Source organism: Hymenobacter sp. R533113, assembly GCF_056835965.1.
On the sequence record NZ_JAKWBD010000001.1, the window covers coordinates 781,707 to 799,816 of the forward strand.

Annotated in this window: 17 protein-coding genes and 1 pseudogene; 4 read left to right on the forward strand and 14 right to left on the reverse strand. The window is 55.5% G+C overall.

All coding sequences use genetic code 11. The annotated features are described in order from the left end of the window. Positions 1 to 51: 51 nt before the first annotated feature. From MKZ35_RS03655 to MKZ35_RS03670, 4 genes and pseudogenes are all read left to right on the forward strand, one after another. Positions 52 to 489: a PIG-L family deacetylase gene (locus MKZ35_RS03655; RefSeq protein ID WP_482511850.1), complete on the forward strand. Its 438-nt coding sequence runs from the start codon at positions 52 to 54 to the stop codon at positions 487 to 489. After that, on the forward strand, positions 477 to 2,645 hold the full coding sequence (locus tag MKZ35_RS03660; protein WP_482511851.1) for a PIG-L deacetylase family protein: 2,169 nt from the start codon (positions 477 to 479) through the stop codon (positions 2,643 to 2,645). Before MKZ35_RS03655 ends, MKZ35_RS03660 begins: the two co-directional genes overlap by 13 nt. A 238-nt stretch (positions 2,646 to 2,883) precedes the next feature. Further along, complete coding sequence (locus MKZ35_RS03665) at positions 2,884 to 3,702, forward strand: sodium:solute symporter family transporter (protein WP_482511852.1); 819 nt, start codon at positions 2,884 to 2,886, stop codon at positions 3,700 to 3,702. Between the two features lie 23 nt (positions 3,703 to 3,725). Next, positions 3,726 to 4,385 (forward strand): annotated as a pseudogene (locus tag MKZ35_RS03670) (sodium:solute symporter family transporter); the annotation flags it as partial. Positions 4,386 to 4,840: 455 nt separating this feature from the next. Here the strand turns inward: MKZ35_RS03670 and MKZ35_RS03675 are convergent. From MKZ35_RS03675 to MKZ35_RS03740, 14 genes are all read right to left on the reverse strand, one after another. Next, positions 4,841 to 5,722, reverse strand: a complete 882-nt coding sequence (locus MKZ35_RS03675) for a DUF2911 domain-containing protein (protein ID WP_482511853.1) — start codon at positions 5,720 to 5,722, stop codon at positions 4,841 to 4,843. A gap of 76 nt (positions 5,723 to 5,798) precedes the next feature. Continuing rightward, positions 5,799 to 5,987, reverse strand: a complete 189-nt coding sequence (locus MKZ35_RS03680; RefSeq protein ID WP_482511854.1) for a type II toxin-antitoxin system HicA family toxin — start codon at positions 5,985 to 5,987, stop codon at positions 5,799 to 5,801. Next, positions 5,987 to 6,211 carry a type II toxin-antitoxin system HicB family antitoxin gene (locus tag MKZ35_RS03685; RefSeq protein ID WP_482511855.1) on the reverse strand — a complete coding sequence of 75 codons (225 nt, stop codon included), beginning with the start codon at positions 6,209 to 6,211 and terminating at the stop codon, positions 5,987 to 5,989. The genes MKZ35_RS03680 and MKZ35_RS03685 overlap by 1 nt, the downstream gene beginning before the upstream one ends. Before the next feature lie 9 nt (positions 6,212 to 6,220). After that, positions 6,221 to 6,478, reverse strand: coding sequence for a hypothetical protein (locus tag MKZ35_RS03690; RefSeq protein ID WP_482511856.1), 258 nt, complete (start codon positions 6,476 to 6,478; stop codon positions 6,221 to 6,223). A gap of 28 nt (positions 6,479 to 6,506) precedes the next feature. After that, positions 6,507 to 8,342, reverse strand: coding sequence for an ABC transporter ATP-binding protein (locus MKZ35_RS03695; RefSeq protein WP_482511857.1), 1,836 nt, complete (start codon positions 8,340 to 8,342; stop codon positions 6,507 to 6,509). Positions 8,343 to 8,453: 111 nt separating this feature from the next. Further along, positions 8,454 to 8,933 carry an energy transducer TonB gene (locus MKZ35_RS03700; protein ID WP_482511858.1) on the reverse strand — a complete coding sequence of 160 codons (480 nt, stop codon included), beginning with the start codon at positions 8,931 to 8,933 and terminating at the stop codon, positions 8,454 to 8,456. Between the two features lie 102 nt (positions 8,934 to 9,035). Beyond that, positions 9,036 to 10,532: a sodium:solute symporter gene (locus MKZ35_RS03705; RefSeq protein ID WP_482511859.1), complete on the reverse strand. Its 1,497-nt coding sequence runs from the start codon at positions 10,530 to 10,532 to the stop codon at positions 9,036 to 9,038. Positions 10,533 to 10,577: 45 nt separating this feature from the next. After that, a complete protein-coding gene (locus MKZ35_RS03710; RefSeq protein WP_482511860.1) occupies positions 10,578 to 12,116 on the reverse strand; it encodes a TolC family protein in 1,539 nt (512 codons plus the stop codon). Beyond that, the gene (locus MKZ35_RS03715; protein ID WP_482511861.1) at positions 12,113 to 13,501 is read right to left on the reverse strand and encodes an HlyD family secretion protein; all 1,389 of its coding nucleotides are present in this window, start codon (positions 13,499 to 13,501) and stop codon (positions 12,113 to 12,115) included. Before MKZ35_RS03715 ends, MKZ35_RS03710 begins: the two co-directional genes overlap by 4 nt. Further along, positions 13,494 to 14,510: an ATP-binding cassette domain-containing protein gene (locus MKZ35_RS03720; protein WP_482511862.1), complete on the reverse strand. Its 1,017-nt coding sequence runs from the start codon at positions 14,508 to 14,510 to the stop codon at positions 13,494 to 13,496. The genes MKZ35_RS03715 and MKZ35_RS03720 overlap by 8 nt, the downstream gene beginning before the upstream one ends. 199 nt (positions 14,511 to 14,709) lie before the next feature. Further along, the gene (locus MKZ35_RS03725; protein ID WP_482511863.1) at positions 14,710 to 15,723 is read right to left on the reverse strand and encodes an MBL fold metallo-hydrolase; all 1,014 of its coding nucleotides are present in this window, start codon (positions 15,721 to 15,723) and stop codon (positions 14,710 to 14,712) included. A 135-nt stretch (positions 15,724 to 15,858) separates the two neighbouring features. After that, positions 15,859 to 16,296, reverse strand: a complete 438-nt coding sequence (locus tag MKZ35_RS03730; protein ID WP_482511864.1) for a nuclear transport factor 2 family protein — start codon at positions 16,294 to 16,296, stop codon at positions 15,859 to 15,861. Positions 16,297 to 16,345: 49 nt separating this feature from the next. Continuing rightward, positions 16,346 to 17,122 (reverse strand): bacteriorhodopsin, encoded by a 777-nt coding sequence (locus MKZ35_RS03735; protein ID WP_482511865.1) that lies wholly within the window; start codon positions 17,120 to 17,122, stop codon positions 16,346 to 16,348. 337 nt (positions 17,123 to 17,459) lie between these two features. Then, positions 17,460 to 18,056, reverse strand: coding sequence for a hypothetical protein (locus tag MKZ35_RS03740; protein ID WP_482511866.1), 597 nt, complete (start codon positions 18,054 to 18,056; stop codon positions 17,460 to 17,462). Between the last annotated feature and the right edge of the window lie 54 nt (positions 18,057 to 18,110).

Below are 18,110 nucleotides of genomic sequence, written 5' to 3' on the forward strand. Positions count from 1 at the left end.
CTCCCTTCTTTTATCAACTACCTTTGACTTTCTGCTGCTAACCGTCACCAAATGACCTTCGTGTTCTCGCGCGCCGCCCTGCTTCTGCTGCTTCTGCCGATACTGGCGTCAGCCCAAACTCCTAAATCGTATTCAGCCGCCGACATTGCCTTGGGCTTGCGCAAATTGAATGTGCTGGGCTCGGCTCTCTACATTGCGGCTCACCCCGACGATGAAAATACCCGCCTGATTGCTTATTTGGCCAATGGGCGCTTGCTCGAAACGGGGTATTTGAGCTGTACGCGCGGCGACGGGGGGCAAAATCTGGTTGGTCCCGAGATTCGGGAGGGGCTGGGCGTCATCCGGACGCAGGAACTGCTGGCGGCTCGCCGCACCGATGGAGGCCGGCAGTTTTTACCCGCGCCAATGACTTTGGCTTCTCCAAAACTCCGGAGGAAACCTTCACCATCTGGGACCGGGAGCAGGTGCTTGCCGATATGGTCTGGATAATCCGGCAGCGCCGCCCCGATGTACTGATTACGCGCTTCTCACCCCAGCCCAGCGGTACGCACGGCCACCATACCGCCAGCGCCCAACTTGCCCTCAATGCCTTCGATGCGGCCGGCGACCCGAAGCGCTTTCCGGAGCAGCTCCAGTATGTGCAGGCGTGGCAGCCAAAGCGACTATTCTGGAATACTTCTTCTTTCTTTATTCAGCCAGGCCAGAAGTTTGACGCTACCGGTAAGATTGTAGTGGATGCGGGCAGCTACAACGCCTTGCTGGGTAAAAGCTACGGCGAAATTGCGGCTACCAGCCGTTCCCAGCACAAAAGCCAGGGCTTCGGCTCGGCCGCCACGCGGGGAGAGGCCATCGAATACCTGGAGCCGCTGAAAGGAGAGAAGGCCCAAAAAGACTTTTTAGAAGGTGTTGATCTGAGCTGGAACCGCATAAAAGGCGGCGCGCCCGTGGGCAAGCTGGTGAGCCAGACCATAAAGGAGTTTGACCCCGCTAACCCAGCCGCCAGCGTAGCCAGTTTATTAAAAGTGCGCGAAGCTTTATTGAAGGCGCCGGATGATGGGTTTTGGAAAAAGGAAAAGCAGGAGCAAGTAGAACAGCTGATAAAAGCCTGTCTGGGATTATACCTGGAGGCTACGGCTGCCGAGGCTACTACCGCTCCCGGCCAACCCGTTACCGTGACGGTGGAAGCCGTTAACCGCTCCGCAGTGCCTGTTACCTGGGTGGGAACTGGTTTGATAGCCTATCAGCGCGATACTACGTTGAATAAACCGTTGGCTATGAATGAACTGAGCCGAGTGCGGTTGCGCTTCCAGCTCAGTTCACAGGTGGAAGCATCGCAGCCTTATTGGTTGCGGCTGCCGGGTACGGTGGGAATGTATGCTGTACCGGAAAAGCTGCTGGTAGCCGAAAGCGGTTCCTCAGCCTTGCTTGGGCCCGTAACTGGTCAGCGGCTGTCGGCTGGGGGGCAAAAGGAGCCTGCGGTGCTGCTGATCAATCGGCAAAACCTGATTGGCACGCCCGAAAACCCGGCCAGCGCCTATGTTGGCTGCTTGTTGAATATAGCAGGCACGCCTATTTTCTATACCGTGCCTGTGCAGTACAAGCGCACCGATCCGGTGGAAGGTGAGTTGTATCGGCCCCTGACGGTGGTGCCGCCGGTAGCGGTAAACATTGGTGGCAAAGCATACGTGTTTGCTGAAAACCAGCCCAAGCTGGTGCCCGTTACGGTGAAGGCCGGGCGGGCTGGGGTGCGCGGCACCGTCGCGCTGAATTTGCCCTCCGGCTGGGTAGCTGAGCCTGCTTCGTTTCCTTTTACCTTGCAAAATAAGGAGCAGGAGCAAACGCTGGAGTTTCGGGTGCGGCCTACGGGCACCACCGAAAGCGCCGGTCAGCTCCGCGCGGTGGCTACCGTGGATGGGCAGACGTACGCGCATGGTTATCAGCCGATTGTGTATGCCCATATCCCCACCCAGACGCTCTTTCCGGAGGCTGTCGCGCCGCTTATTAAGCTGGACCTCAAGCGCAAAGGCAATGAGATAGGCTACCTCATGGGCGCCGGCGATGAAGTGCCGGATGCGCTACGCCAGATTGGCTACCAGGTAACGACGCTCAAAGAAACCGACCTTACGCCCGATAACCTGCGCCGCTTCGATGCCGTGCTGCTGGGCGTGCGGGCCTACAATACCGTAGACCGCCTGCGGTTTTTGCAGCCCGTACTGCTGGAATACGTGCAGGGTGGCGGCAATCTTATTGTGCAATACACCGTGAGTCGGGGTACGGTGCTGCCCGAAATCGGTCCGTATCCATTCAAGCTGTCCAACGACCGAGTGACGGTGGAAAATGCCGAAGTACGCTTCCTGAAGCCCCAGCACCCGCTGCTCAACACGCCGAATAAAATTACGAGCCGCGATTTTCAGGGCTGGGTGCAGGAGCAGGGCTTATACTATCCGAGCCAGTGGGACGCGAAGTACCAGCCCGTCATCAGCAGTAACGACCCCGGCGAGTCGCCCAAAGACGGCGCTATTCTGGTCGCTGACTATGGCAAAGGGCACTATATCTATACGGGTCTGTCGTTTTTCAGAGAGCTGCCGGCGGGTGTGCCCGGTGCTTACCGTTTGCTGACGAATATGATTTCGTTGGGTAAGTAAGCTGGATTAGGCTTTTTCCTTCACTTAAAAGCAACCTTCCACCCTTCGTCTGCTCCTTACTGTTCCCGCCCATCGTTTCACCAGTAAAAATGCCCCCCACGCCTGAACTGCTTCCTCCGCTGCTCCCTAATACGAATAAGCCGCCGCTTTTTGCCACGTGGCGGGGCTGGTACACACTGGTTATTAGCGCCCTAGTGATTGAGCTGGTCGGATTCACGCTTTTAACCTACTGGTTCGCGTGAGTGCACTCGATTGGCTGGTGCTCGGGGGCACGCTGCTGTTTATTGTGGGTTACGGCACGTGGCGCACGCGTGCCGCTGGCCGCACTCTCGACAGCTACTTATTAGGTGGCCGCCAGGCCAACTGGTGGGGGATAGGCCTGAGCATTATTGCCACCCAAGCCAGCGCCATCACGTTCCTGAGTACGCCCGGCCAGGCCTACGACGACGGGATGCGCTTCATTCAGTTCTACTTCGGGTTGCCGGTGGCTATGGTGCTCATTGCGGCCGTAGCCGTGCCCATCTATCATCGACTGCGGGTTTTTACGGCTTATGAGTACCTCGAAACGCGCTTCGACCGGCGCACCCGGACACTGGCGGCCGGCTTGTTTTTGGTGCAGCGCGGACTTAGCAACGGCCTCTCGCTGTATGCGCCGGCGTTGGTGCTGTCGGCTATTCTGGGCTGGAATATCAACCTTACCGTCTGGCTGATTGGGGGACTGATGATCAGCTATACCGTGGCAGGCGGCACCCGTGCGGTGGCCGTTACGCAACAGGGGCAGGTGGCAGTTATTTTCACGGGCATGGTGGTGGCGGGCTACTTACTTGTGCATTATTTGCCCCCCAGCATTGGTTTTGGGGAAGCCATGCAGGTAGCGGGTCATCAAGGCAAGCTCAATCTTATCGATTTCACGTTTGACCCATCTGACCGCTATAATTTTTGGACGGGCATGACCGGGGGCTTTTTCTGGCCTTGTCGTACTTCGGCACCGACCAGAGCCAAGTGCAGCGCTATCTGGCGGGCCGGAGTATCACCGAAAGCCGCCTGGGTTTGCTGATGAATGGCTTGGTGAAAGTGCCCATGCAGTTTGGAATCCTGCTGATTGGGGTGTTGCTGTTCGTGTTTTATCAGTTCAACCAACCGCCCCTCACCTTCAACCGGCCCGTACGCGAGCAGATAGCCAAGCAGCCCGAATTCGCCCCCCAGCTCCGGGCGCTGGAGCAGCGCCACGCTACGCTCTTCGACGGGAAGCGCGCCGCCACGGAACAATTGGTTACAGCGCTTCAACAGGATAATCCAGCCCAGCTGGCAGCTGCCCAAACCCAGCTGCAAACCACCCAAACCGCTATTCGGGAGCTGCGCGCCGATGCCCAGACGTTTTTCAAACAGGCGGCTCCTTTAGCCGAAGCCAAGGACACCGATTACGTCTTTCTGACCTTCGTGCTTCAGTATATGCCCCGCGGCCTGGTGGGCTTGCTCATTGCCGTGGTGCTGAGTGCCGCTATGAGCAGCGCCGCCGCTGGCCTCAACGCCCTGGCGTCTACCACCGTCATCGACCTGTATAAGCCCGCGCGGCCCCGCTCCGATGAGCGGCATTATGTCAGCGTGTCGCGCTGGGCTACCGTTACGTGGGGCGTATTAGGCATCGGTTTCGCTTTGTTTGCCGCCCGATTGGAGAACCTGATTCAAGCCGTCAATATTCTGGGCTCCCTGTTTTACGGCACCATTCTGGGCATTTTCGTGGTAGCCTTTTTCATGAAGAAAATTGGGGAAAACGCCGTTTTCTGGGCCGCTATAGTTACGCAGGGGCTCATCTTTTTGCTGTTTTTTACTACTGAAATTGCCTATCTGTGGTATAATATTATTGGCTGCGCACTGGTAATGCTACTGGCCGCTGGGGGGCAAAAGGCCTCATCCCCCAGCCCCGGTTCGCTTTAAGCGCGAAGTCCCCAAAAGAGGGGGAGCCTAACGAGTAGTTCTACCACAAGCTTTGGCTTGCTCACCAAATAAGAAGTTTATATAAGCGGTAGCGGTCTAAGCCTAAGCTTAGGCGGCGTAGGCCGAGCGTCAGGCTCCCCTCTTTTTGGGACTTCGCGCTTAAAGCGAACCGGGGCTGGGGGGTGAGGCCACTTATTGAACAACAAAAAAGCCCCCCAGCCAAAGCTGGGGGGCTTTTTTAAACCTAAAAGAGAAACTTACTTGGTAGCGCCGCCTTTCTTCGCGCCAGCAATCAACTCGTCGTTCATCTTCACGTAGTCGTCGTTTTTGGCTTCGGTAGCCAGCTTCTTCGACTGCTCAGCAGCAGCGGTAGCGCCTTTATAATCCTTCATTTTCATGCGGATTTTGGCCTCCGTATGCATGTTCCAGAACTTGGGGTCTTTCGCATTGGCTTTCTGCATCCAGGCCAGTGCCTGCTTCATATCCTTGTCGTTGTCGAGGTAATACACGGCGGCGGCGGCATAATCGGCGGGAGTGGCGGTGGCTGCCCCGCTAACCACTTTCTCGTTGATCTGGGCCATTACCTTGGAGTCAACCTCGGTGGTGATGCGGAACTTGGCGCCGATGTTTTCCCACTGCATGTCTACGTTGGCAGTGGCGGGAGTAAGGTCGCTGAAGTTTATAGTGAAGGTCTCCACCTTATTGGCCAGGTTGTAGGTTTTAGCCGAGATGGTAGCCACGTTGTCCTCGTCCTTGAAGCCGTCCACGTTAGCGCCCTGCTTGGTGTTTTTGCTCAGCACCACTGACCACGTATCCTTGTTCGGGATGGTGTACAAGCCATATTCGCCGGCTGGCACCTTCTTGCCTTCCAATATTACCTCGTCCGAAAACGTGATTTTGGTGGTGGCGTTGGCGCCCGTGCGCCAGCGTTTGCCCATCGGAATGAGCGTACCAGCCACCGTACGACCTTTAGCGCTCGGGCGCGAATAAGTGATGGTGATGTCGGTCAGGCCCACGCGCTGGGTAACGGTGCTGAGCGGGCTTGGCTGCGGCGTATTGATTTGCGCTTCGGCGCTGCCAGCTAGTAGCAATGCACCTAAAGCTAGAGCGGCGCTGGTAGTCTTGAAAAAATTAGTCATTGGAGGGAATAAATGGATGATTAATGGGCCAAAAATAGTAAAACCCGCGTCAAAAGCGGGTTTTAGATGTATGTGATCAGCGTATTGGCGTAATGCCAGGCTGCTTACAGATTTCTCTTCCTGTATTCTCACCTATCTCACGATGACGCGGTATGGCCGTTTGCTTGCCATTATCATTGTTGAGGTAAATAGAATGATTCGCCCCTTCACGAAGAAGCTCGCACTTATGCTTTGCCAAATGCTTTAACAGATCCAAACGCTTCATTAGGCAGCGTTAAGCTCACCAAACGACTCCCGCGTGAATACCTGACCTTGATAGTTACGAGTAGTCAACTCTTGTTGGGTTTCCAGGTAAAGAGCAAGTGCGTCCTGTAACATGAACTTCAACTCTTCCATTGTTCTGCCCTGCGTAATAACAGCAGGTAGTTGCTCAATCTGACCCGTGAGCCACCCATCTTCCCCGTGTTGAATAATTACAGTGAGCTGCATAACGATGTTTTAAATGACATTAGTGGAGTACTGCCGGCCATTAACATAAAGTTCTATCAAAGGATCCTTGTTTGTCAGTAAGGTATGAAGTCTGAGAATAGATAATTGAATAACAGGTTTATAAGCAATAAACGAAACTACACCGTGAGCTTCTGTTTCAATTAACTCACAAGGATTATTTGAATCCATCACTTCAAAAAAAATATCTGCTATCTGATTAGTCGTTAAATAACGACTTCCATGAGCCACCGTTAGTCTGGTAGGCATTACGTAATTATTTGGGACCTAAAAATAGCTACGACAACTCAAATTGCAGCTTCAACAGATTCGCATACAGCCCATTCTCGCTGTTGGAGAGCTCTTCATGCCGGCCTTGCTCCACAATACGGCCGCCATCAATCACCAGAATCTTATCCACTTTGCGAATGGTGCTGAGACGGTGGGCGATGATAATGCTGGTGCGGTCTTTCATTAGCTCGTCCATCGCATCCTGCACCAGCTTCTCCGACTCGGAGTCGAGGGAGGAAGTGGCTTCGTCGAGGATGAGAATGGCGGGATTTTTCAGGATGGCGCGGGCAATGGCTACGCGCTGGCGCTGTCCGCCCGAAAGCTTGATGCCCCGCTCGCCCACCACCGTATCCAAGCCTTCGGGAAAGGAGGAGATAAACTGCCAGGCGTTGGCCTTGCGGGCAGCTTCCGTGATTTCGGCGTCGGTAGCGTCAGTTTTACCATAGGCGATGTTCTCCCGAATAGAGCCGCCGAAAAGCAACGTTTCCTGGGGTACAATGCCGATGTGGCTGCGCAGCTCCGTGAGGTCGAACAAGCGCACATCGCGCCCATCAATCAGGATTTTGCCCGCGCTCAGTTCATAAAATTGCATGAGCAGCTGCACAATGGTGCTTTTGCCCGCGCCGCTCGGGCCCACCAAAGCAATCTTTTCGCCGGCCTGAATATCGAAGCTGATATCCTTGAGCACCGGCAAATCGGGACGCGTCGGGTAGCTAAAGGCTACATTCTGATAGTCGATGTCGCCGCGCACTTGCAGAGGTGCAATACCCGCCATGCGGGGACGGTGCGTCGGCTCCGACGGCTCATCGAGGATTTCGAGGATACGCTCCGAGGCGCCCAGCGTGCTTTGAACCTTGCCGTAAAGCTCGCCTAAGCCGCCTACTGAGGCGCCAATGAAGATGGTATAAAGCGCGAAGGACGTTAGATCACCAATGGTCATCTGGCCGGCCGCCACCAGCGAGGCCGCCCGCCAGAGCACCAGAATAATGCCCCCGAACAGCCCGATAATTACAAACGACACAAAGCCACCGCGGTAGCGGTTACTGCGCAGGGCGGCTCTTACGGTATTGGTGAGCGAGACGGTGTAGCGGTTGGTTTCAAACTGCTCATTGGTAAAGGCCTTCACCGTATTAATTCCCTGCAGAGTTTCTTCGACGATAACGTTGGTTTTGGCCAGCTCATCCTGCGTGGCCTTGGCTAACACCCGGATTTTGCGCCCGAAAAACATGGCCAGCAGTACAATGGGCGGAAATGTCGCCAGCATAAACAGCGACAATTTTACCGACACCATCATGATAAATATAGTACCCACAACCAGCGTCGTGACCTGGCGGAACAGCTCGGCCAGCGTGAGCGAAAAGGTATCCTGAATCTGGCCTACATCGGAAGTGATGCGCGAGGTGATAGCGCCAACGCGGTTTTTCTCGAAGTAAGGAATCGGCAGCGTCACGAACTTCCGATACAGGGCCTGCCGGATATCACGCACGGTGTACTCGCTTACCTGGGTGAAAAACCAGATACGCCCGAAGGAGAAAACGCCCTGAAACAGGATTATGATAAACAGGCCAATGGCGATGTAATCGATGGTAAGCGCGCTGCCATTAGGTAGCACGAACGGCCGGCCGTTGGCCGCGTCGGTCAGCTTGCCAATTACCCAGGGGAAGGCCATAACAGTGGCACTGGAAAAGACCAGCAGCACCATACCAATGATAAACTTGACACGATAAGGAAGCACATAGCGGAATATCCGCAAGCCTTGCCGAAAACTCTCTTTGGTTAATTTCTTCTTGGGCGCGTCCGAATCGAGGGTCGTGCCGCTGGTATTCATTCCACTTCGGGCCATTCTATTTTAGAAGTGAGAGGTGAGAAGTGAGAAGTGAGACGTTATTCAGTACAGCCACACTACTGCACAACATCTCACTTCTCACCTCTCACTACTCATGTCTTACTTACATTATTCAAACTTCATTTTGCCCTTCGGGTTCTCCACTTCAATAATCGATGAGTTGCCGAATGGCACGGGCAGGCGCACCTGCACGGCTACGGGCTGCCCTTTGCGGGTAGCAGGCTTCCAGGCCGGCATCTGCGAAAGCACGCGCAACGCTTCGGCGTCGCACTCGGGAGAAAGGCTGGTGGTCACGGCGGGGTTGCTTACGCGGCCATCCGCTTCCACCGTGAAGCTGGTGACTACGTTGCCGGTAATAGACTTGTCGCGCGCGGCGGCCGGATGCTTTACTTGTTGCTGAAAAAAATCATTGAGCGCCTGGGCTCCGCCCGGAAACTGCGGCGGCACATCGGGCCGATTGGCACCGGGCTTGGCCTGGGCCTGCATCTGGCCGGCCTTCAGCTCCGTGGGGGGCTTTTTGGCGGGCTGTTGGGCCCAACCCACCAACGGCAACCCCACAAGCAACAGCAGAAGGAAGAGGTTTTTCACGTTTCGAAAAAAAGATAGAACCAGGCCAGAGGCAAATTTCCCCACCAGAACCGTTTCGCAAAGGTACGAACCAGTAGTAGCCTATCCTTTTTTCAACAACTATTAGCGCGTAGGGTTCAACTCCGGCACTGCTTCTGCTGCCGCGGGCCGCGAAATAGCTAATAGACCCAGGAAAGTAAGTAATCCGTTGAGCAGTAGGATTTCAAATCCAAACTTATAGCCCCCCAGCCACGCCTCCGAGTTGGCATTGATGAGCAAAGTGAGCAACGGGGCCGCGATGCACACGGGCAGCACCAGCGGCTCACGCAGCATCCGGCTGGTAAGGATTCCAAAGGAAAATAAGCCCAGCAGCGGCCCATAAGTGTAGCCGGCCAGCTTAAACACGGCCGTAATCAAGCTCTGGTCGTTGATGGCGCGGAAAATCAGGATGATGACGATGAGCACCACCGAAAAACCCAGATGGGTAAGCTGGCGCAGCTGCGTCTGCTTGGCCTCCGGGTACTGCCGAATAGAAAGGAAATCGACGCAAAACGACGTTGTGAGGGCCGTAAGGGCGGAGTCGGCGGAAGCGTACGTGACGGCCACGATGCCCAGGATGAAAATGATGCCCGCAAACAAGGTGAAGTGCTCGGTGGCGAGCAGCGGAAATACGTCGTCGCCGATGATCTTGCCCGTGGCGGCGTTGATGGGGAGCTGAATGCCTTTGGCGGCGGCAAACTTATACAGTAGTACGCCCAGCGTGAGGAACAAAATGTTGACGAATACTATCACGATAGTAAACCAGAACATGTTTTTCTGGGCGTCGCCGAGGCTGCGGCAGCTCAGGTTTTTTTGCATCAGGTCCTGGTCGAGGCCAGTCATGACGATGGTAATGAAGGCGCCCGAGGCAAACTGCTTCCAGAAAAACTTGTCGTCTTTGATATCGGAGAAATAGATCTGCGACATGTCGCTGCTTTTCACCGTGCGCACCAGCTCCGCGAAGCCCAGATTCAGCTCCGACGACACCAGATAAATACTCACGCCCACGCAGGTAAGCATGGCCATCGTCTGGAAAGTGTCAGTCCAGAGAATGGTTTTTAGCCCCCCACGAAAGGTGTAGAGGTAAATAAGCATGATGCTGACAATCACCGTGACTATGAAAGGCACGCCCATATCATCGAATACGGCCAGCTGGAGCACGCCCGCCACCAAGTACAAGCGCAGGGCCGAGCCGGCGGCTCGCGAAATCAAGAAAAACAGGGCCCCGGTCTTGTAGCTCCAAAACCCAAAGCGCTGCTCCAGATACCCATAAATTGACATCAGCCGCAGGCGGTAATACAGCGGCATCAGCACCAGGCCGATTACCAGATAGCCAACCGTATATCCCATTACCACCGCCATGTAGCTCCAGCTCTGCGACTGCACCATGCCCGGCACCGAGATAAACGTGACGCCGGAAAGGGAGGTACCAATCATGGCGAAGGCCACCATGTACCAGGGGGCATTGCGGTTGGCAACAAAGAAGCTTTCGCTGGTGGCTTTGCGCGAGGTGAGCAGCGCAATGACAATAAGAATAACGAAATAGCCCGCAATCAGGCTCAGAATCAGGGTGGGGGACATGGAAGCAGGGAAGGAGAGCCGCAAAGATAGAACCGGCCAGGTAATCTAGTCCACGGCTAGTGAACGGGTGCCAGCGTAATAATACAGCTCTGCCAACGACTTTTCGTAACTGGCCCGTAGGCTCTCCTGTTTAATCAAAAGATCAATTAGCTTCGTTTCCCGGCTATTGATCAGAAATATGGTGCTCTCCCCCAAGTCATACTTCTGTAGCTCGGCCTGCAAAAGAGTGCGCTGATTGGCAATGGCCTGGGACTGCACGGTAAGCTGGCGCTCGTAAGCCTTGAGCGCATTGTAGGTGCTGGTGATTTGGGTAAGAATGGTGCGCTGACTTTGCTGCTGCTCCAATACCTTTTCCTGCACTTGGAGGCGAACCTGCTGGAGTTGGCCGCGCTGCTGCCGCAGAAACAATGGGAAGGCAAAATCAACCCCCAGCTTATAGTTATTGCGCCCAAAATCGTAGGCGGGCAGCACGTCGGTCTGGTAAAAGTCGCCTTGACTGAGGAGGGTGCCGCTCACATTAAGACGGGGTTTGAGTAGCTCGCGGCGGTAGCGCTCCTCCACGCCAAGCTGTCGGATTTGGGCCCCGAGCCCGAGTAGTGTTGGATGCTGGGTCGCGGCTTGGTCGGTGAGGCGCTGAAGCTCTTGGGCGTTAAGGTCACCGACGCGGGTGGGCTGCGGAACCGCCCGCGCGGGTAGCTCTACGGGTTGCCCTTGCTGATTCCAGAGGTGATTGGAGAGAACGAGACGCGCATTCTGTAATTCGACCAAGATCTGTTCGGCCTGCACCAAACGGTCCTGGATGGTGATGCGAGCCTCTACGGAGTCGACCGGAGCCTGATCACCCAGGGATACGCGCTGGCTGATGGCCCGAAAGCGGACTTCGGCCAAATTTACTCCCTCCTGAATAAGCAGGGCCTGTTGGTAGGTGTAATACCAGTTCCAATAATCTTTGGCCGCTTGCAGCCATACTTCGTTGATTTGCTTTACCCGGTCGGCTTCCGCTGCCTGAACCAGGATGCGGGCCTGCTGCAAGGTGCTGCGCCGGGCATCCAGAAGCAGCCCCTGCCCCAGGGGCACTGATAGGCCGATGCCTGCCAGGCCCGCCAGCGGGGTGTTGGTTTCCGGGTTGATATAAGTGCCTACGTAGCGGTCGTAACCCGCCTTTAGGTCGATGCCGCCTAGCCAAATGGGCACCCGCAGCTCATTAGCCCATTTGTTATAATAATTGGTGCCCCCAAATACTTTGCGGTCAAAACTGGCGTCTATGTTAGGATCGAAGCCGCCGCGGGCCTGTAGCACCTTTGCCCGCGCCCCGGCACTGAGCAGCGCTGCCTGCTTTACAATAGGATGATGAGCGAATACTATCTCAGCCAGGTCTTGCAGTGAGAACACCTGAGCCGTATCAACGACAGTCTGAGGCTCAGCCAGCTGGCGGCTTTGACCCGGAATAGGCTGTGCGACTGGCTTCTGCTGAGCTACACTTTGTACTGTAACAGCGAGCCAAACCAGGGTAAGCAAGATCAGCAACCGAAATTTGCCCCCCAACGAGCCAAATGAGCGGTTTGAGTAGGTAAAGGGCCTCATGACGGGGTTACCTTTTCGTCAGATGGCCCTTGGGTGGGCGTACTGTTGTTTGGTTCGGCTTGCAGGCTGGGAGGGAAGCCGTTCAATTGCCGCCAGATTTCGTACCAAACCGGGACCGAGTCCAGAATCACCCAGCCGTACACGCCCGAGCCAATGCGCAGCTGCTTTGGCCAGTCGTGGTCTGTTTGGGGCGTTTGAGAGGGGCGAATCAGGAGCCGGTAGCGGCCATCCGTACTGCTTACCACGTCAATTACCGCTACTTCGCCCCCAAACGTGCCGACCGCTACCGAAGGCCAGCCCGAGAACTGAATAGCTGGCCAGCCGTCGAACTGTAGCCTGGTGTGCCGGCCCTGCTGAATCAGGGGCACATCCATGGCCCGCACGTACAGCTCGGCGGCCAGTACAGGTGCCTCGGGCTGGAGGGTGGCAATAGATTCTCCTTGCTTGATGGTTTCGCCGATGCCAGCTTTAAGCGTCCGTACCACGTAGCCGGTTTGCGGCGCACGCACGATATAGCGCGCGCGCCGCGCTTCCACGTTGCTAATGCGGTTGCGCAGGGCCGCTACTTCCCCCTCCGAGCTAGCCTGGCTGGATACGGCCGAGCTACGGTCAGACTGCGTTTTGGCCAAAGTTTCCTGGTACCTGGCTCGGATTCCGGCTAGCTCAATGCGGGCATTGCTGAACGATTGGCGGGTATTGAGCAGCTTGTTGCGTTGAGCTACCACCTTGGCCAGATCTTCCTGAAGCTTTAAGCGCCGCGTTTCAATATCCGTGAGAGAAAACAGACCGTTTTTAAATCCCTCTTCATAGCGCGCCAGCCGGTTTTGGGAAATCTGGTAAAAGTTGGTGACGGCCACCAAATCGGCGCTGTCGATGGTAACGGTATTGCGCGCCTGCTCTACCCGGTTGCCAGCGGCCGCCAGCTGCACCGTCAGACCCGTTCGTAGGGCCGCAATCTGTTGGTTGGACGCTACAATCTGGGCGCCGCCGGCGGCCACGTTGCTGCGCTTGGCGGCTAACTGCTCGCGTAAGCGCTCGGGCAGATTAGGATCAAAGTATTCATCCTGAATTTCGGAGATGGTTAGTATAGTGTCACCTTTCTGCACAAGCTCTCCTTCGCGCACGGCCCAGCGTTCAATGCGGCCCGCAATAGCGTTCTGTACCGTTTGGGGGCGGTCCTGGGGCGTGAGGGCAGTCAGGCGGCCGTAGCCCTGAATGGTCTGCCGCCAGGGCAGAAACAGGACAATGACGAAAGCAGCCCCAACGGCCAGCAAGACGCGGCCCAGGCGGCGTCCGCTTTTGGGGTCGAGCAGCTCCTGACGGGTGGTAAGGGGAAACTCCTCTAATGCCTTCCGGGGGATATTTTGTTTGGATACGTTAAGCATGGGTTTCAGTCGGGGCGTTATCCAGTAGGGGTAGATCCGTCACGCCCGCCAGCTTTTCCACGCCGGTCAGCATATCGAAGACGGTACCGATGCCGGTTACCAGCTTTTCGATGGCGGCGCTGACTTGCACGATAATAACCTCTGCCGCCACAAACTGCCCCAGACTCATTTGCCGCGATACCACGAACAGCGTGCCGGCAATCAAAAGCCCCCCAATGAGAATGGTGCGCAGGAAGATGGCGTAGCCAAAATAATACTTGAGCACTTTAAAGTGGCCATTGCGGGCGCGTAGGTACTCGGCAGTCAGCTCGTCGGTGCGCATGATAGCCTGGCGCTGCTGCTGCTCATTGTTGCGAAACTCGGGCAGCCGACCGGCCACCTGCTCCAGCCAGTCCACCACTTCATACTTGTGAGCCGACTCCTGAATGCTCGTGCGCAGCGCCCGCCGATAATGTAGTACGTAAATCAGCACTAGCATCAGGATTGTGAATATTCCGAATGCAATAAAGATGGGATGGTAAAAGGACAATACGAGCAGCCCGAAAACTATTTGAAAGCCCCCAAACATCAAGTCAATCAGCAGCTTAGTAAGCCCTTTCTGTACCGTAAGAATGTCAAAAAAGCGGTTGACGAGCTCCGGTGGGTTTTCACCGACCAAGGATTCGGGCTGAATACGCGGCAGGCGGTAAGCAAACTCCAGGGCCGCCTTCGCAAATAAGCGCTGCTCAATAGCCTCCACCATCGTCATCTGCCCAATCAACAGAATGCCGCCCAGCAGTACGCCCAGCACAACAACGCCAATCAGAATATAGGTGGAGCCGAAGATGGCGCCCGTCGAGACGAGGTTAAAGACGGCCTGGGTCCCCAGGGGTAAAGTAAGGCTGATCAGGCCGGTGACAATGGCGTAAAAAAGAATGAAGCGGATGGTCTTACGTTCGGTGTCCAGCATGCCGGTCAGGCGCTGCCAGGGAGTAGGAGGAGGGGATAAGCCGGGGGAACGTGAAGCCATGTACTGTAAAGAGGTTAAAAAAACGGGCCAGCGGGATGACTTCAGCTTGCCCCAAAAACCGCATTCTGGCCACGGTATAGCCGTTTCTTCTAAGGTCGGCCTACGAACACACTGACTCTGGACGTGGCTGGTATGGGTTAGCTCCACACAACAGTCACTCAGCACTATCTGTTTTCCTCTCTCGTACGAAAGAAGACAATTATTCCCAATCCTGCCAGCGCATGACTTCGCCCACGGCGGGGGCGTGCAGCTCACCCCGCAGCATTTGCCCGTTGGCTATGTCCTGCAATATGCGCAGAGGCTCGGAGGCGGGCTCGTCGGAGAGGTTGAAGGTGCCGTAGTGCATAGGCACTACGTGGCCGGCGCGCAGAATATTGGCGGCTTTGGCGGCCTCGTGCGGGTCCATGTGGCTGAGCTGCATCATGAAGGCGGGCTTGTAGGCGCCGATGGGCATAATACAGGTGTCGAGGGGGCCAAACTGCTTTTCTATTTCCTCAAAATGCTCCCCAAAGCCACTGTCGCCGCTGAAGTAAAGCAGCTTGTCGGCCACGCGCAGCATAAAGCTGCCCCAGAGTACGCGGTTCATATCGGCCAGGCCGCGGCGGTGCCAGTGGGAGGCCGGCAAATAAGTAATTTCGAGCGGCGAATTGCCCCCCAGATCAAACTGCTGCCACCAGCCCGCCTCCTGCACTTTCAGGTTGGGCGCCATGCCGCCTAGCAGCTTGGCCATGTTAAGTGGCGCCAGCACCTGCATATTGGGGTTCTGCCGGGCTATTATCTTTATAGAAGCTTCGTCAAGGTGGTCGCGGTGGCCGTGGGAGAGGAGCAGGTAGTCGATGCCCGTGATATCCTCGGGACGGCAGGGCAGCGCATGCCGGTGGCGCAACCCTAAAGACGAGAATAAGATGGGGTCAAAAAGCAGTGTAGTGCCGTTGATACGCAGTAGAAAGGTAGCGTGCCCCAACCACACCAGCCCATCCAGGGTGCTCTTTAGAAAGGCTGTGCAGTCAGTTACTTCCGGTACCCAGGTGTCGGCTTTCTTCTCTGCCTTCTGCGGATTTTCCGTTAGCTGCCAGCGTATAAGTGTGCTAAACTGGGGCTCGTACAGGGCTTCACCGTTACAGAACTCGGTGCCAATCATCTTGTTGCCTGGGTAATTGGGCCGAATAGTGGTTAGGTTCTCGTTGCGGCGGTACGTGGTGCGGGCGGCCATAAAAGGCAAAGGTGAAGTGGGAAAAAGGCACGGTAAGGTAAACAAACTACTTTGGCGAAAAGATAAAAAGCCCCCAGCCGGAGCTGGGGGCTTTTTTGAGAAACTGACAACCAGCCAAACAAGGGCGGTGACAGCTTAGGCAGATAGGTTTGCGGCCGCCTCGGTTTCTTCCCGCACGCCCAGCAGGGAGCTGTGGTAGCGAGCTTCTTTCCAGGTTTCGCCTACTTTCTTCCAAATGATAGTGCTCAGGCAGGAGAAGCGCATGCGTTTACCACCGAAGACAAGCATCTGGTCGAAATCAACCACACTATATCCCATTTCAGACGTTTGCACGGCCTCGTAACGGGTTATTTCCGACCAAGTTTGAGCTTGGAGGGTAGTGAGCTGTGCAAAGAGACTCTGAAACCACTGCTCCCATTCGGTGCGGTTGCGAATGACCAGCGTGCCACCCTCGGCGTTGATATCGATAATACCGAAGTCATCATCGCAGAGGGCTGCAAGCTGGGCAAAATCATGGTCGCGGACGTAAGCAAAGAGCTGCTTGGTTTCCGCGAAGAATGGCTTGTCTTCCATCAGTGACTAATGGGAAAGGAAGATTAGGTACAGAGCAAGGAAGAAGGTACTATACCGTCGCGCCCGATACCCCGACCGGGGCCGCCTTCACCGCCGATTCGCTGCGGGCAATACCGTACACGACCAAGCCAAAGCCGATTTTGTTGATGGCATCGCCGATGTTATAAATCAGGTCGAGGTCGGTAGGGCGCAGCAAGCCGGCACCATCAGGACCGAGCCAACCACCGGGCATGGCCATATAGCCAATGGGGTAGATAGCCCAACCCACCAGAATAAACCACGCCAGGGCGCGCACGCCTTTTCGCACAGCTACCGAGTCGGATTTGGCGGCTAACTGCGCTACCTCACCTATCCAGGCCGAGTACAGAATGTAGAGGTAGCCCAGCGTGGAAAGCGAGCCCCAAAGTACCGAGTGTCCCATGGTGCCATCGGTAAAGGCCTCGCCAATGTAGCCAAACACGAGCATGACAAGAGCCGCAATGATCAGCTTCCAAAGCAGGGCCACCTTCGCGCCCGCCGCTCGCACCAACAAGTAAAACTCAACCACCATCAGCGGCACCGTTAGGGTCCAGTCGATGTAGCGCAGGGCAATCGGCGTCGTCCGCGACATCACATAGTAGTCGCGCATGTAGTAGTAGTGGACGGCCGCAATACCAGTAATTAATCCCGAAATGAGCAGCGAGGTTTTCCACTTATCAGCCACCGTGCTGCGCTCAAATAAGAAAAACACCGCTGCTGCCGCCATTGCCATGTACCCTATAAAGAAGGTAAAGGCAACTGGGTCGTCTACTGGTACTGTCAGGGCATCAAGTAGGATGGTTTTCATGGAGAAAAATGGTTGAGGTGAAACTGTCTGATATAGACAATGCATAATATAAATATGTTTAATGTTTTTGGTAAAAAGGTTCAACAAAATCATAAATAAATTTGCCACTACTGTCCAGTCCTTCCTGCGCGAGGATTTGTCTGATAAAAAATTAAGGTTGAGAAACTTAGAAGCGCTACTGAAAGCCTTATCGGCGCCACTTTAGTCGCCTTTAGCAACGTGTTCCTTTGAAGTAGCGGCATACCACTGCCCTGTGGAATACATTGGCGTTGTAGCCAAAAAATGCCCCCCAACCGAAGCTGGGGGGCATTTTTGAAAAGGTATTCTTGCTGAAAAATTACCAGCCGTAGGGTGAGCCTGGACCCATGCCCATGCCATAACCCGGAGCAGCACCCGTAGAGTAGCGCACCCCACCAGACACGGAGAAGTTTTCGGTGATGTGGTAGTCCACGCGTGCATTCACGCCGGAGCCCATATTACCACCACTGAAGCCTCGGATACCGGGCGCGGGGGGCAAATTGGAGAAGTCGCGCCACGCGGTGCCCGTCAGGGATACACGGGGGCTCAGAGCATATTCGGCGCCAACCTGCACCAAGTAATTATTCGTAGCCAATGGAGCACTCGTAATGGGGCCGCCGCCATCCGTAATAGCAGTAGGGGAAGAATACACGCCCGGTAACGAGCGTATATACGTCAGGCCCGTGAACAGGCGCAAGCGGTTAGTAGCCTGGTAGCTCATCGTTGGGCTGAGGTAAGTAGCCGAGCCAAAGCGGCCGGCAAACATAGCCCCGGCGCTTAAATTATACGACATCCGCGACCGAAGCAAGCTGGGCACCGATGGACCCGTTTCGGCGTCGGGGGGCGTTTGGGCCAGAGCGCTGCCCGTCAGACAAAGGCAGGCTGCGACGAGGAAGGCGGATATTTTGGAAAACATAGGCTGATAGCAAAAACCGGAAAGCAACTTCAAGGTACGAAGCTGGAAATTACT

Excerpts from the sequence above, each read along its gene's own strand:
- MKZ35_RS03660 (WP_482511851.1), top strand. The coding sequence starts at position 477 with ATGGTCTGGATAATCCGGCAGCGCCGCCCCGATGTACTGATTACGCGC.
- MKZ35_RS03680 (WP_482511854.1), bottom strand. The coding sequence starts at position 5,987 with ATGAAGCGTTTGGATCTGTTAAAGCATTTGGCAAAGCATAAGTGCGAG.
- MKZ35_RS03685 (WP_482511855.1), bottom strand. The coding sequence starts at position 6,211 with ATGCAGCTCACTGTAATTATTCAACACGGGGAAGATGGGTGGCTCACG.
- MKZ35_RS03715 (WP_482511861.1), bottom strand. The coding sequence starts at position 13,501 with ATGCTTAACGTATCCAAACAAAATATCCCCCGGAAGGCATTAGAGGAG.
- MKZ35_RS03740 (WP_482511866.1), bottom strand. The coding sequence starts at position 18,056 with ATGTTTTCCAAAATATCCGCCTTCCTCGTCGCAGCCTGCCTTTGTCTG.
- MKZ35_RS03710 (WP_482511860.1), bottom strand. The coding sequence starts at position 12,116 with ATGAGGCCCTTTACCTACTCAAACCGCTCATTTGGCTCGTTGGGGGGC.
- MKZ35_RS03730 (WP_482511864.1), bottom strand. The coding sequence starts at position 16,296 with ATGGAAGACAAGCCATTCTTCGCGGAAACCAAGCAGCTCTTTGCTTAC.
- MKZ35_RS03735 (WP_482511865.1), bottom strand. The coding sequence starts at position 17,122 with ATGAAAACCATCCTACTTGATGCCCTGACAGTACCAGTAGACGACCCA.
- MKZ35_RS03705 (WP_482511859.1), bottom strand. The coding sequence starts at position 10,532 with ATGTCCCCCACCCTGATTCTGAGCCTGATTGCGGGCTATTTCGTTATT.
- MKZ35_RS03655 (WP_482511850.1), top strand. The coding sequence starts at position 52 with ATGACCTTCGTGTTCTCGCGCGCCGCCCTGCTTCTGCTGCTTCTGCCG.
- MKZ35_RS03720 (WP_482511862.1), bottom strand. The coding sequence starts at position 14,510 with ATGGCTTCACGTTCCCCCGGCTTATCCCCTCCTCCTACTCCCTGGCAG.
- MKZ35_RS03690 (WP_482511856.1), bottom strand. The coding sequence starts at position 6,478 with ATGCCTACCAGACTAACGGTGGCTCATGGAAGTCGTTATTTAACGACT.
- MKZ35_RS03695 (WP_482511857.1), bottom strand. The coding sequence starts at position 8,342 with ATGGCCCGAAGTGGAATGAATACCAGCGGCACGACCCTCGATTCGGAC.
- MKZ35_RS03675 (WP_482511853.1), bottom strand. The coding sequence starts at position 5,722 with ATGACTAATTTTTTCAAGACTACCAGCGCCGCTCTAGCTTTAGGTGCA.
- MKZ35_RS03725 (WP_482511863.1), bottom strand. The coding sequence starts at position 15,723 with ATGGCCGCCCGCACCACGTACCGCCGCAACGAGAACCTAACCACTATT.